The organism is Bacteroidia bacterium (assembly GCA_020852255.1).
In the GTDB taxonomy this organism is placed as follows: domain Bacteria; phylum Bacteroidota; class Bacteroidia; order JADZBD01; family JADZBD01; genus JADZBD01.
In genome coordinates, this window is record JADZBD010000023.1 from 1 (window position 1) to 12,545 (window position 12,545).

Genomic DNA, 12,545 nt, shown 5'->3' on the forward strand with positions numbered 1-12,545 from the left:
ATTGTTTCTGATCACCGGATCAGACTCACATGACCCACATAGCTGTGTTTCTTTCCGAGAAAGTCGTACACCACAATCTTCCAGACATACACATCTTCCTGCGCAATATCCTTTCCTCCGTTGGCTTTCCCATCCCAGGCCTTGCCCCACTGCTGTGTATACCAGATGTTATTTCCCCAACGATCGAAGATCCACATCTCGAACTTGCTTTCGTCAATGCCTTCTCCCTTGGGGAGGAAGAAATCGTTGCTGCCGTTTCCATCCGGAGTAAACGCGTTGGGAACATACAAGGTGAAGTCGGGCATCACATACACACACTGCGTAATGGAGTCCACACACTGGTATTGTGATGCTACCACCAGCTTCACACAATACATGCCCGTGTCGCTGTACAAATGACAGGGATTGGCTGCCGTGGAGTTGTTGTTCTGATCCTGAGGATCACCAAAATCCCAGAAGTACGTCATCGCGTTGGTGCTGGTATTGGTAAAGCAGATCTCCGGATCGAGCACCGATACGCTGTCGGGGCTGGGCGTGAAGCCTGCAATGGGGTTGGGATGAACCGTTACTGTGGTAACCGTGGCCGTGGAACTGCAACCATTGGCATCGGTCACCGTGAGCACCACGTTATAGCTTCCCGGAAGCGCCCAGCATACCTGCGGAGTGGGTGAAGTAGTAGCGGAAGCAGGTGAGCCGCCGCTGAAGGTCCAGTTCCAGGAGGCGGCATTGGGAGTAAGATCGGTAAAGGTGGTGCACAAGGGAGCACATCCCGCACTGGGTGCAATGGTGGGAATCACCGGCGAAGGGTTCACCACAAGCGTTACCGTGGCTGTAGCCGAGGGAGTGTTACAATTGTCGGTGAGCGTAACGGTATAGGTGGTGGTGGCCGTGGGTGTTACGTTGACAGAGTTTCCGTTGAGGTTACCCGGCTGCCAGGTGTAGGTGTAGCCCGTGCCACTGCCGCCAAGACCCGTTGCGGTGAGTGTGGCGGAACTGCCCACGCAGATGGCTCCGGGGTTTACCGAAGCAGATACGGAAAGAGGATCGTTCACCGTAACGGTTACCGTTTGCTGCGTGGTGGTGCAGCCGTTGGCATCTGTTACGTTTACCGTGTACACCGTGGTAACCGTCGGACATACGTTGGGTCCGGCGGGAGCCCAGGTGGTGGTGTAGGTGGGAGTGCCACCCGTGATGTTAGCTGTGAGCGTTACGCACTGTCCGATACAAATGGGCGCAGGGTTGGTCACCGTAACTAAGAGCTGCGGTGGTTGCGTGATGGTTACCGTGGCCGTGTCAAGACATCCGGACGCATCGGTGACCGTACAGGTATAGGTTCCCGCACAGAGTCCCGTGGCCGTGGCAGTATTCTGAACAGGAACCGTGTTCCATGCATAAGTGTAAGGACCTACTCCGCCCGTAGCCGTTACCATGGCATCTCCGTTGCAGGCGTTAAAGCAGGTCACGTTGGTGGAAGATGTAAGTGTGAGTACCACTCCCGGTGCCAGCGGTACCGTGTTGCAGGCCGTGAGCGTACATCCGTTGGCATCGGTAATGGTTACGCAGTACTGTCCCGGAGTGAGTCCCGTGGCACAAGCCGTGGTTTGTGCAGGAACGGAGTTCCAGTTATAGCTGTAAGGAGAAATACCGCCCGTTACATTAACGCAGACCTCTCCGTCGGGCTGGTTACAATGGGAGGTATCCACCGTGGTGGTGGCAGCCAGCGCTGCGGGCTGCGATACAATGGCCGTGTCGGTTACCGTACATCCGTTGGCATCGGTGATGAGAACCGTGTAAGTACCGGCGCAAAGTCCGTTGACCGAGGCCGTGGTGGCATTACCCGGTGTCCACAGAATATTATAAGGCTGTGTGCCCCCGGCCGGAATACATACTACTTGTCCGTTGCAGGCTCCGTTACACAATGCCGAGAAGCCCGCCGTGGTAAGCGTAAGCTGAGGGGGCTCGGTAATGGTGGCCACACCCGTGGAGGTACATCCGTTGGCATCGCTCACCATAACGGTGTAGGTGCCCGGACAAAGTCCCGTGGCGTTAGGGCCATTGCCGCCCGAAGGAGTCCAGCTGTAGGTAAGCGGAGGCGTGCCGCCCGTTACGCTTGTAGAGATGGTTCCGTCGCAGGCGCCAAAACAGGTTACGTTGGTAGATCCTGTAATGGTAAGTATCGGACTTGCAAAGGAGCTTACTGTTATTGTTGTGGTTGCCGTACATCCGTTGGCATCGGTAACCGTTACGGTGTAGGTGGCTGGGCCAAGTCCTGTGGCTGTCTGCGTGGTTTGTCCCGAGGAGGTCCATAAATAAGTATACCCCGGCGTGCCGCCCGAGGCCGTTACCGTGGCCGATCCGTTGTTCTGGTTACAGGTGGCAGGAGTGCTCGTAGCGGAAGCCGTTACCGCCGTGGGTTGAGTAATGGTATAGGTCTGGGTGCGCGTACATCCGTTGGCATCGCTCACAGTAACGGTATAGTTACCCGCACATAGTCCCGTGGAGGTTTGCGTGGTTTGTCCGCCCGGTGTCCACAGATAAGTGTATCCCGGCGTGCCGCCCGAGGCGGTGGCCGTGGCGGTTCCCGTACATGCCCCGTTACAAACCGGGTTGGTTTGTGTGGGCGCGATCTGCAATGCTGTGGGTTGTGTTATGGTATAGCTGCCCGTGGAGGTACAACCTGCTGCATCGGTCACCACTACCGTGTAGGTTCCCGCACAAAGTCCCGTGGCTGTGGCCGTGGTCTGCGCACTGGGCGTCCATACATAAGTGTAGGGAGCCTGTCCGCCGGTTACAGTCAACGCAACCGATCCGTTACACTGTCCGTTGCAAAGCACATTGGTGATGGTGGGTGTCAGCGTGAGTCCGCCTCCGGCTGAGGTCACCGTGATGGTAGTAGTGGCACTTAAACATCCCGTGGCATCGGTAACAGTAACCGTATAGGTTCCTGCACAAAGTCCCGTAGCGTTTTGAGTAGTTTGATTGGTTGGTGTCCACAAATAAGTATAGGGCGCACTGCCTCCCGTAGCCGTCACCGATGCTGAACCATTACAATTGGAACAGGTGGCCGGAACCATACTCGGAGTAAGCGTTAAACTATTGGGCAAGGGACAGGTTGTACAGGTATTGGTTCGGTAATACAAGCCGGTTACGACCCATAGGTAGCAATCTCCCGGCGCGATCAAACAGTTAACAGTAGCGTTTGCGGTAGCAGCGGGTACAGTTACCGCGCCCTCGTTGTAGTTCCACCAGTTCCACGGACATGCAAAGTTTGGTCCGAGTGTAGAAGAAATCTGAGTACCTGCTAGCTGGAAATCTCCGGCCATGATGAACAGACGGGCGTAAATGGAGGTGGCGCATGCGTTGATACCCGTGATTCCGGAAGTAGTATTTCCTCCGATTCCAACAATGGCTCCATCGTGGATGATCATGTGTCCCTGATAATTTGCGGTAGGATCGGAAAAGATGATGAACAGCGTGGCGCCGTCTGTGTCTTTTTGTGCAGTGGGAGGGTTGGTCGGGAATCCGCTGACAATGTAATTTCCGTTTCCGGTGATAGCGGTTGTTACGTCTACCCGGATAGAAGTTGATCCACCGTATCCCCAGCATTTGTCAGCCCCTGTTCCGATGTTTACTGCAGGGAAGGTGAAGGACTGGCTGGCTGGGTTGGTGATGGTTACGTTGAATGCAACGGGGGTTCCTGTGAGTGAGGCGTAGAGATACGCACGTTCTATGGTTCGGCATACCGGGATTCCGGTGATCGCGTAAGTAGCAGGCTGAGTCACTCCGGCAAGAGATCCTCTTTTGCCAAGACGCAGTGTGGCTTGCGTGTAGTTCAGTCCGCATTTTGACAAATTGAAGGTCTGCCCATGAGATCCATTACCGTTTTGGGGGCTTGGAGTATTGGGAGGGGGTGCCTGAACGGGAACCCCACAGGTTCCAAGGGGAGGAAAATCATCAATTAGTGGCAAATTGGTAACTGATTGAGAAAATGCCAATGAGTTGATTCCCAGAGCTATAAAAATAGAAAGGAATCTGTTTTTGATGAGGCTTTTCATGGGCTTTGAACGATTTAGAACACGCTTTAGGAGTAGACAACTGACCGGGACTAAAAGTTGTATTGGGAGATGATAAATTTTCACTTACATTTGCACCCCCATAAAATCAGGGGAACAACATAAAACACTAAAAATCAATCAAAAATGGCAAACCATTACGAAACCGTCTTCATTTTAACTCCCGTTTTGTCTGATGAGCAGGCAAAGGAGGCGGTAGGTAAGTACAAAAAGCTGCTTACCTCATTGGGTGCCAAGGTGGTGCACGAAGAGCACTGGGGACTGCGCAAACTGGCGTATTCCATTCAGAAGAAGAATACCGGCTTCTACCACCTTGTACAGTGGGAAGGTCCGGGTACATTAGTAGACGAACTTGAGCTTCAGTTCCGGCGTGACGAGCGTGTGCTCCGTTACCTGTCGGTAAAGCTGGACCGTTTCTCTCTTGCTTATGCGGAGCGAAGAAGGAACCGGCGCAAGGAAGCGAAGGCATCCTCTTCCAATTAACCCTAAACGAAAAAGAAAATGGCTGATAACTCCGGCATTCGATATCTGAACCCTCCTGCAGTGGAGGTTAAGAAAAAAAAGTACTGTCGCTTTAAAAAGGCGGGTATCAAATATATAGATTACAAAGATCCTGATTTTCTGTTGAAGTTTGTGAACGAGCAGGGTAAGCTTTTGCCCCGTCGTTTAACCGGTACTTCGCTGAAATATCAGCGAAAGGTTTCACAGGCAGTGAAGCGCGCACGGCATCTGGCTTTGATGCCTTACGTTGCGGATCTTTTGAAATGAACCCCAATCCCTAAAAACGAAAACAGATGGAAGTAATTCTGAAACAAGACGTCCGTAAGCTGGGAAGCAAGGACGACGTAGTGAAGGTGAAGGCGGGGTACGGAAGAAATTTTCTTATTCCACGCGGTCTCGCGGTGATGGCAGATGACAACGCCAAAAAGATTCATGCAGAGGTGTTGAAGCAGCGTGCTCACAAAGAGGCAAGGATTAAAGATGAGGCGGAGAAGTCTGCCGAAAAGCTCAAGGGAATGGTTGTGAAAGTAGGAGCAAAGGTTGGAGAGTCCGGGAAAATTTTTGGGTCCGTGAATGCCATCCAGCTCGCTGAAGCGATCAAGAAACTTGGCTTTGATGTAGAACGTAAGAACATCAGCCTCGATGAGGAAGCAATCAAGTCAGTTGGAAGCTATCAGGCCAGCGTCAAGCTGCATAAAGAAGTCATCGCAAAGATCACTTTCGAGGTGGTGGAAGGATAGAACCCTGCCTCAGATACTGAATGATCCCGGTCAGATTGCTGGCCGGGATTTTTTATTCATATCGTAACGCTTCGATGGGATCCAGTTTGCTCGCTTTAACAGCGGGATAATATCCGGAGATCACTCCCACAACAAGGCAAAGCAGCGCACCTCCGATCATCCAGTTCCATGGCACCAAAAAATTTCCTCCCACCATTAGCGCCACTGAATTACCAAGAATAATTCCCAAAACTATACCCGCGATCCCACCTAACTGACAGATAACGATCGCCTCCATTAAGAACTGATTCTTGATGGTGTTGCGGGTGGCACCGATTGCTTTACGTGTTCCGATCTCCCGGGTGCGTTCTGTTACGGAAACAAGCATGATGTTCATGAGGCCGATGGCTGCGCCGGCAAGCGTGATGATGCCAATGATGATCGCCCCCCAGTTGAAGTACGTAAGTTGCTCAATAAGCAACTGCGAAAGGGAATCGCTTTTTGTGATCTCAAAATTATCTTCTTCTCCCACCGGCACCTTTCTTACTTTTCTCATTAGTCCGGTAGCCTCACCCACTGCATAATCCAGTTGCATGGCATCCCTGGCAATTACAGAAATTGTGTAGGACATATTGGGACGGCTGAAATACTGTTTGGCGTTTCCAAGAGGTATGATGCAAATCCGGTCTCCGCCGAATCCGGAGGCATTCCCTTTCTCTTTCAAAATACCGATAACGCGGTACTTTCCGGCCCCGACATGGATTACCTGTTCCAGGGGTTTTTCCTTTTTTTTGAAGAGACTTTTAATTACATCCTGACCAACAATTACTACGTGTGTGTTGTTCAATATATCCTGGGTGGAAAAATTCCTTCCCGATTCAAGCTCATACCCTGCTGTAGCCAGGTAATTTTCATCGCCGCCAATCACCTGGGTGTTGGGATTGCTTTTTACTTCCCCGAATTTTATTGTTGCGTTTCCGGAAGCAAATGTGGAAAGCGATGCGGATTGTCCCAGACTAAACTCCCGCACAAAAGTCATTCCTTCATCATATGAAATTGGTCTGTACCGTTTCGGGCGCTTTCCTTTTCGACCGATCCGAACACTCATCTCACGGTTCCGGACGGTAAAGGTATTGGCACCCATATTGGTGAAATTGCTGTTAATAGAACCTTTGATGGCATCAATAGCGGTTAAAATTCCCACCAGTGCCATGATGCCAAATGCAATGATAAAAATCGTTAGCATGGTGCGCAACAGATTGCTTCGGATAGACCGGATCGCAATGCTGATGTTTTCCCTGAAAACGGCGTTCATATAGCCAAAATAATGGATTTCGAGCTTTCCTTTACTTAATTCGGACGAGCGGTTCAAAGCACATGGGAGGGGGGTACTGTTCCGTTAAACTGAACCCGTTCGGGACGAACATTTTCCATGTATCTTTGGATGAAAATACGTTAATATGAAGAATGCTTCGCTGATCCTGAATGTGTTTCTGACCATTGCAGTTATTGTCCTGTATGTTCTCCATTTCAATACAGGTACCGGTCCGGAGCCGGAAGGACAAACCAATAGTGTTTCTGTTGAAACTACGCCGGAAAAACTGGCTTCAGATGTAAAAGTAACCAAAGTACAAGGGGAGGCCGTAATAGTGTATGTGAATATTGACACGCTTCTGGAGAAGTATCAGTATTACCAGGACGTGAGCGATGAGATAGAGCGAAATCTTCAAAACATGGAAAACAGCTTCAAGGCACGGGTGATGCGCTATCAGACGGATATGCAGGATTACATCAGCAAAGCGGAGAAGGGCTTAGTTCCGAAGGAAACAGCTATTGGCATAGAGGAGAAGCTGATGAAGGAGAAGACCAGTATTGAGAATGAGGAGAGAAACATTGGATTAAAGCAGGAAAAAGAAGCACGAAAGCTTGAGCCGGTGCAGAAGAAGCTGTACGACTTCTTCAAGGAGTTCGTGGCGAAGAACAACTATTCCTGTGTGCTGACCTATACTTCTAAAGGTGAAGGCGCTCTCGGAATACGTGACGAGCTTGATGTGACGCGACAGGTTCTGGAGATTCTGAACGAGGACTATACGAAGAATAAAAAGCAGCCGACACTACCTAAATAAGCAGGTATCTTTAAGCGGCAAGGGCGTGAATTTTACGGCTGTAAGGGAGCAATCAGTCCGTAGGTCCTGTAAACCATCACGATTCCCAGTATCACCATTACAATGCCCAGTATTTTGTTCACAACGTTAAAGAACTTGGGTGTAAGCAAGGGTTTGATTTTCCCTGCAGCCAGGGCCTTTCCGATGTCCGTTGCCAGCACGGTACTTAAGGCAACAGCGAAAAAGATCATCACATGCATAGGTGTGAAATTCTCTTTCCCGGAAATTCCTGCAACCCAGCCAAACCAGAGCAGGAATACGAAAGGGTTCAGGATGTTCAGCAGAAATCCTTTTATGATGGTAAGAGGAAAGTTCACAGAAGGGATATCAATGTTACCCTCTTCGTCTGCCTGGGTTTTCTTCTTTTGAAAAAAGGTAACGAAACCGTATACAGCAAGAACAGTGCCGCCGACAATCCCAACAATCAGTTTATTGTTTGGAGTGTCGAGGATCTTTGCTGCTCCGTACAGCGCCAGTGCTACGCACACCAGATCTGAAATGAATATCCCAATCGCCAGCGCAAGGCCGGAACGAAAGCCTTTGTTCATGCTGGTTTTCAGCAGTGCAAAGAAGGACGGGCCGAAAGAAAATCCCAGCATCAGACCCAGGCCCGCCCCCTGAAGAATGGCTTCTACCACCGGATTCATTTCATAGTTTCTTTAGAGTCTTTCAGAAAATCCTTCCATTCACTGACTCTGTTCTTTTTCAGCACTCTGGGAAATTTGTGTTGTCCGCCGATCTTTCCGATTTTTTCCATGAAACCGTAGAATACTTCGGGCGGATAAATCTTTATGAAAACATCTTTCAATGCGGCAATGCGCTCCACACGGTAGTCATCATTGAGTGTTTTAAGATTTTCATCCAGACGTGCTTTGAGCACCTTCGGATCCACGGCATCGTTTGTTCCGATGTACCACTGGTGTGCAAACATTCCGGAATGTTCGATGCCCTCAACAGTGAATTCTTTAATGTCAATATTCATTTCCTGACAGATCATGGAAATGGCCTTATTCATATTGTCCTGAGATAAATGTTCTCCGCAGAGACTGAGGAAATGTTTGGTGCGGCCGGTGATTACAATCTCATTTCTGTCTGTATCGAGAAACCGGATCGTATCGCCGATAAGATACCTCCATGCTCCTGAACAGGTAGACATGAGCAGGGCGTATTCGGTATTGGGTTCAATTTCGTTCAGAGTGAGTGCTACCGGATTGGCCACCATGGTTCCGTCAGCATCGAAGTTATCTGAATTGAAGGGGATGAACTCATAAAAAATCCCGTTGTCGGTTACGAGCCGCATACCTTCCGAATCGGGCCGGTCCTGGTACGCGATAAAGCCTTCTGAAGCCAGATAGGTCTCCATGTAGATCATTGGTTTTCCCATCAGGCGGTCAAAGCCATTACGGTAGGGTTCGAAGGAGACACCGCCGGTTACGTACACCCTCAGGTTCGGCCACAGGTCGTGAATCGTTGAGAGATGGTATTCACTAATAATGCGCTCTAGAAGGATCTGGATCCATGCGGGCACTCCGCACACACATGCGATATCCCACTCCCTGGCATTTCGTACAATCTCTTCCAGTTTATTATTCCAGTCTCGTTCCCTGCTAATCTGTCGTCCGGGTTTGTAAAAGTGCTGAAACCAAAATGGAAGATTCCCCGCGGTGATACCGCTCAGATCGCCCTCATAATAACTGCCATTGTAATTCAGGTGAGTGCTTCCTCCGATTAATAATACTCCCTTTTCGAAGTGGTCGGAGGGCAGATCGTAATGCGCCTGAGATAGAAGCTGCCGGACACTGGTTCGCTGGATAGCTTTCAGCATATCCTTTGTAACCGGGATATGTTTACTTGACGATTCAGAGGTGCCTGAACTAAGCGCAAAATACCGGATCTGGCCGGGCCAGCACACAAAGGACTCGCCGTTGAGTGCCCTGTACCACCATGATTTAAAAATGGAATTGTAGTCGAATGCAGGAACACTCTTCCGGAATTCGCCGGTATAATCTTTTTCATTAAGAATGCGGGTAAATCCATATTGCTCGCCGAACGCGGTGTATTCCGCACGCGTCAGAAGCTTTTTCAGCACTTTTTTCTGCTGTTGCCAGGCATCTTTTGGTCCGGGTGACTGAATCCTGTTGCCGATGTTGATCGTACGCTTAAGGATCTTACCCAGGATAGCCATAGTGCTGATATTCAGTACAAGGTAAGAAAATCAGGCCGTGTGACATATACCTCCCTTTGGAGCCGGATAATTTCCGTCCCGGTGTATAAAATGGAGACCCAAAACCACCTCAAAATCAGGCTTTTTTTGCCGGTAGGTGCTGGATATCAAATAATTCAATAAATTTGCGAACTAATTTAAAATTCAATTTTTAAAATGAAAACAGGTAAAATTAAATTCTTCAATGTTTCCAAGGGTTATGGTTTCATTGTTGAGGACGGAACCGGGCAGGAGTATTTTGTGCATGCCACAGGTCTCGTTGATCAGATCAAACAGAATGACTCTGTTACTTTCGAGGTAACCGAAGGGAAAAAGGGTCTGAATGCTGTGAACGTTAAGAAGATTTCTTAATACCCCACACATTGATCACCCCCCTGAAGCCGTCGGTTTCAGGGGGTTATTTTTTTTCAGAGTTTACGTTCGCTGGCCACTTCACCTTTACTATACAGGACTTCGGTGACCGCTTTTCCATTCTCGTCATAAACCAGCCATTTTCCTTCGCGCTGGTAATCGCCCGCTCCTTTGTTGTAAACTACTTTTCCGGCTTCCTTAATGTTTCCGTTGTCGTGATATTCTTTCTTTTCGTAGACCAGTTTCTTTGGTTCGAGTAGTTCGAGCGTGGAAGTGGGTTTTCCATTCTCATTGTAGAAGTTATTACGGATGAATATCCCGTCCTTATTGTATTCTTCAATGAACTCCATCTGACCGTTCGGGTAATAGTCTGCTTCCTTTATCACATTAGCACCGGAGTATTCAATGTCGGCCTTCATCTTCCCATCGCTGTAATAGATCTTCATGCTGGATTTGTTGTAATCAGATTTGAAGATACGCTCTACCTGCCCGTTGGAATAAAAATTCTGGTAAGTTTTCAGGGCGCCTTCGGCATAGTAGCCTTTATGAAGAACAGCGCCACCTTCATAATAATCCTCGTACCATCCGGTAGCGGAATAACCCTTTTTATCATAGCGAACCGAATCTCCTCCAAGAGAGAAATTCATTTTTTCATACATGACCAGTCCGTAGGCACTATCATATTTCACCTTAGCCACAGGATACGTGTCGCCCTTCCTGACCTGAGACATGGCTGTCAGGGTAAGAAGAAGTGAAGAGAACAGGATCAGACCGGGGCTTGTCATGAGCAGAATATTCTTCAGTGAATTCCTTTTGCAGCCAGATAACGTTCGGCATCCAGCGCCGCCATACAACCGGAACCTGCAGCGGTTACGGCCTGTCTGTACACTTTGTCCTGTGCATCTCCGGCGGCAAAAACTCCTTCAACATTTGTACGCGAGGTGCCGGGAATGGTTTTAATGTAGCCGGATTCATCGAGATTTAACCAGTCTTTAAAAACATCAGTGTTTGGTTTGTGACCGATAGCAACAAAGAAGCCGGTAATGGGAATGGATATCTCCTCTTTCGTCTGAAGATTTTTTACCACCATCCCTTCTACTGCATTCACCCCTGTGATCTCTTTGGTTTCAGAATTCCAAAGCACCTCCAGATTGGGTGTATTCAGCACACGGGTCTGCATAGCTTTTGAAGCTCTCAACTGGTCACGACGCACGATCATGTATACTTTTTTACACAGTTTGGCCAGATAAGTTGCTTCTTCTGCTGCCGTATCTCCTCCTCCCACAATGGCCACTTCCTGCCCTTTGTAAAAAAAACCGTCGCATACGGCACAGGCCGAAACGCCCGAGCCATTCATGCGGTGTTTTTGTTCAGAGGGTAATCCGAGCCATTTGGCACTCGCACCGGTGGCAATGATGATACTATCGGCATGTATTTCGGTCTTCTCGTCAATAGTCACCTTATGAACAGGGCCTTTAAAATCCACCTTTGTTGCTAATCCGGATCTGATTCTTGTACCGAATCGTTCCGCCTGATTTTTCAGGTCCTCCATCAATTGAGAACCATTGACTCCTGTTGGATAACCCGGAAAATTGTCCACTTCTGTAGTGGTCGTTAGCTGTCCTCCGGGTTCACCTCCCATATACATTACCGGCTGCATATCGGCCCGGGCGGCGTAAATCGCTGCGGTGTAACCTGCCGGACCGCTGCCTATGATCAGACATTTCAGGTGTTCAATTTTTTCACTCATATAAATGATACTTTCTTGGGGATGCAAATATAGGGCAAATAACAGGCTCTTAAAACCCAGGAGGAGAACAAAATACCTTGAGGGAAAGGGATTTGAGACTTATCTGACGGCACGCAGCATTTCCTTCTTTCCCGGAGGGCCTTTGAGTCTGCTGACACTGAATCCGGCTTCGGCCATGCTTCTGCGGGCATTTCCACTGGCACAGTAGGTAGCGAGAAGGCCGCCGGTTCGCATGATCGAGTAAGTTTTCCTGAACACTTCCGGGGTCCACATATCCGGCTGCCGGCTTGGAGCAAACGCATCAAAATATACAAGGCTATATTCCGGTTCATGGTTAAAGTCCAGGAGTTTAAGGCAGTGTTTTGTAAGAAAAAATCCGGGAGCAATTTCACATGTTTTCTCAAATTCCTGATTGTGAATTGTTTCAAAGTGCCCGTTCCGGTTACACGTAAATTGCAGGTTTTCCCATTCGTGCCTTTCCAGCGGATAGGGTTCCAGTGCTGTGTATCGGATGATGCGGTCGTTCCTGTGCTGCATGGTCAAAAGCACATTTAATGCAGTACCCATTCCCACCTCCAGGATATGCAATGTGCCGCGATCTGTACACTGCCGAAGACCATTTTCAATAAACACATACTCCGACTCAGTGACCGCTCCATGACGGGAGTGATAGGTCTCGTTCAATTCAGGTACGAAAAGACTTGGTGATCCATCAGCTGTGACAATTCTTGTTCTATCCACGGCTGAAAATTACAAAACAAT

At 49.1% G+C, this 12,545-nt stretch carries 12 protein-coding genes; 5 read left to right on the plus strand and 7 right to left on the minus strand.

Annotated features, from left to right (window positions below; translation table 11 throughout):
* Positions 1-11: 11 nt before the first annotated feature.
* Positions 12-4,055 carry a gliding motility-associated C-terminal domain-containing protein gene (locus IT233_12795; GenBank protein ID MCC7303510.1) on the minus strand — a complete coding sequence of 1,348 codons (4,044 nt, stop codon included), beginning with the start codon at positions 4,053-4,055 and terminating at the stop codon, positions 12-14.
* Between the two features lie 144 nt (positions 4,056-4,199).
* Between IT233_12795 and IT233_12800 the strand changes: the two genes are divergently transcribed.
* Genes IT233_12800 through IT233_12810 form a run of 3 tightly spaced genes read left to right on the plus strand, consistent with a single transcriptional unit; the run spans position 4,200 to position 5,314 of the window.
* The gene (locus IT233_12800; protein MCC7303511.1) at positions 4,200-4,556 is read left to right on the plus strand and encodes a 30S ribosomal protein S6; all 357 of its coding nucleotides are present in this window, start codon (positions 4,200-4,202) and stop codon (positions 4,554-4,556) included.
* Positions 4,557-4,574: 18 nt separating this feature from the next.
* Positions 4,575-4,841: a 30S ribosomal protein S18 gene (locus tag IT233_12805; GenBank protein ID MCC7303512.1), complete on the plus strand. Its 267-nt coding sequence runs from the start codon at positions 4,575-4,577 to the stop codon at positions 4,839-4,841.
* Between the two features lie 26 nt (positions 4,842-4,867).
* On the plus strand, positions 4,868-5,314 hold the full coding sequence (locus tag IT233_12810; GenBank protein ID MCC7303513.1) for a 50S ribosomal protein L9: 447 nt from the start codon (positions 4,868-4,870) through the stop codon (positions 5,312-5,314).
* Positions 5,315-5,366: 52 nt separating this feature from the next.
* Here the strand turns inward: IT233_12810 and IT233_12815 are convergent, their stop codons facing one another.
* Positions 5,367-6,608: an ABC transporter permease gene (locus IT233_12815; protein ID MCC7303514.1), complete on the minus strand. Its 1,242-nt coding sequence runs from the start codon at positions 6,606-6,608 to the stop codon at positions 5,367-5,369.
* 145 nt (positions 6,609-6,753) lie between these two features.
* Between IT233_12815 and IT233_12820 the strand changes: the two genes are divergently transcribed.
* Complete coding sequence (locus tag IT233_12820; protein MCC7303515.1) at positions 6,754-7,419, plus strand: OmpH family outer membrane protein; 666 nt, start codon at positions 6,754-6,756, stop codon at positions 7,417-7,419.
* Between the two features lie 32 nt (positions 7,420-7,451).
* On the opposite strand, the gene IT233_12825 is transcribed toward IT233_12820, so the two are convergent.
* Together IT233_12825 and IT233_12830 are read right to left on the minus strand one after the other, a co-directional pair.
* Positions 7,452-8,105, minus strand: a complete 654-nt coding sequence (locus IT233_12825; protein MCC7303516.1) for a LysE family transporter — start codon at positions 8,103-8,105, stop codon at positions 7,452-7,454.
* Positions 8,102-9,643 (minus strand): GH3 auxin-responsive promoter family protein, encoded by a 1,542-nt coding sequence (locus IT233_12830; protein ID MCC7303517.1) that lies wholly within the window; start codon positions 9,641-9,643, stop codon positions 8,102-8,104. The genes IT233_12825 and IT233_12830 overlap by 4 nt, the downstream gene beginning before the upstream one ends.
* Positions 9,644-9,838: 195 nt before the next feature.
* Between IT233_12830 and IT233_12835 the strand changes: the two genes are divergently transcribed.
* Entirely contained in the window at positions 9,839-10,033 is a 195-nt protein-coding gene (locus IT233_12835; protein MCC7303518.1) for a cold shock domain-containing protein, read from the plus strand.
* 56 nt (positions 10,034-10,089) lie between these two features.
* On the opposite strand, the gene IT233_12840 is transcribed toward IT233_12835, so the two are convergent.
* The 3 genes from IT233_12840 to mnmD form a co-directional block, all read right to left on the minus strand.
* A complete protein-coding gene (locus IT233_12840) occupies positions 10,090-10,818 on the minus strand; it encodes a hypothetical protein (GenBank protein MCC7303519.1) in 729 nt (242 codons plus the stop codon).
* Positions 10,819-10,832: 14 nt separating this feature from the next.
* On the minus strand, positions 10,833-11,783 hold the full coding sequence (gene trxB / locus IT233_12845; protein MCC7303520.1) for a thioredoxin-disulfide reductase: 951 nt from the start codon (positions 11,781-11,783) through the stop codon (positions 10,833-10,835).
* A gap of 99 nt (positions 11,784-11,882) precedes the next feature.
* On the minus strand, positions 11,883-12,524 hold the full coding sequence (gene mnmD, locus IT233_12850; GenBank protein ID MCC7303521.1) for a tRNA (5-methylaminomethyl-2-thiouridine)(34)-methyltransferase MnmD: 642 nt from the start codon (positions 12,522-12,524) through the stop codon (positions 11,883-11,885).
* Between the last annotated feature and the right edge of the window lie 21 nt (positions 12,525-12,545).

What these genes read in the sequence shown, in the direction of transcription:
- IT233_12835 (MCC7303518.1), top strand. Translation starts at nt 9,839, where the DNA reads ATGAAAACAGGTAAAATTAAATTCTTCAATGTTTCCAAGGGTTATGGT.
- IT233_12840 (MCC7303519.1), bottom strand. Translation starts at nt 10,818, where the DNA reads ATGACAAGCCCCGGTCTGATCCTGTTCTCTTCACTTCTTCTTACCCTG.
- trxB (MCC7303520.1), bottom strand. Translation starts at nt 11,783, where the DNA reads ATGAGTGAAAAAATTGAACACCTGAAATGTCTGATCATAGGCAGCGGT.
- IT233_12815 (MCC7303514.1), bottom strand. Translation starts at nt 6,608, where the DNA reads ATGAACGCCGTTTTCAGGGAAAACATCAGCATTGCGATCCGGTCTATC.
- IT233_12800 (MCC7303511.1), top strand. Translation starts at nt 4,200, where the DNA reads ATGGCAAACCATTACGAAACCGTCTTCATTTTAACTCCCGTTTTGTCT.
- IT233_12810 (MCC7303513.1), top strand. Translation starts at nt 4,868, where the DNA reads ATGGAAGTAATTCTGAAACAAGACGTCCGTAAGCTGGGAAGCAAGGAC.
- IT233_12805 (MCC7303512.1), top strand. Translation starts at nt 4,575, where the DNA reads ATGGCTGATAACTCCGGCATTCGATATCTGAACCCTCCTGCAGTGGAG.
- IT233_12825 (MCC7303516.1), bottom strand. Translation starts at nt 8,105, where the DNA reads ATGAATCCGGTGGTAGAAGCCATTCTTCAGGGGGCGGGCCTGGGTCTG.
- IT233_12795 (MCC7303510.1), bottom strand. Translation starts at nt 4,055, where the DNA reads ATGAAAAGCCTCATCAAAAACAGATTCCTTTCTATTTTTATAGCTCTG.
- IT233_12830 (MCC7303517.1), bottom strand. Translation starts at nt 9,643, where the DNA reads ATGGCTATCCTGGGTAAGATCCTTAAGCGTACGATCAACATCGGCAAC.
- IT233_12820 (MCC7303515.1), top strand. Translation starts at nt 6,754, where the DNA reads ATGAAGAATGCTTCGCTGATCCTGAATGTGTTTCTGACCATTGCAGTT.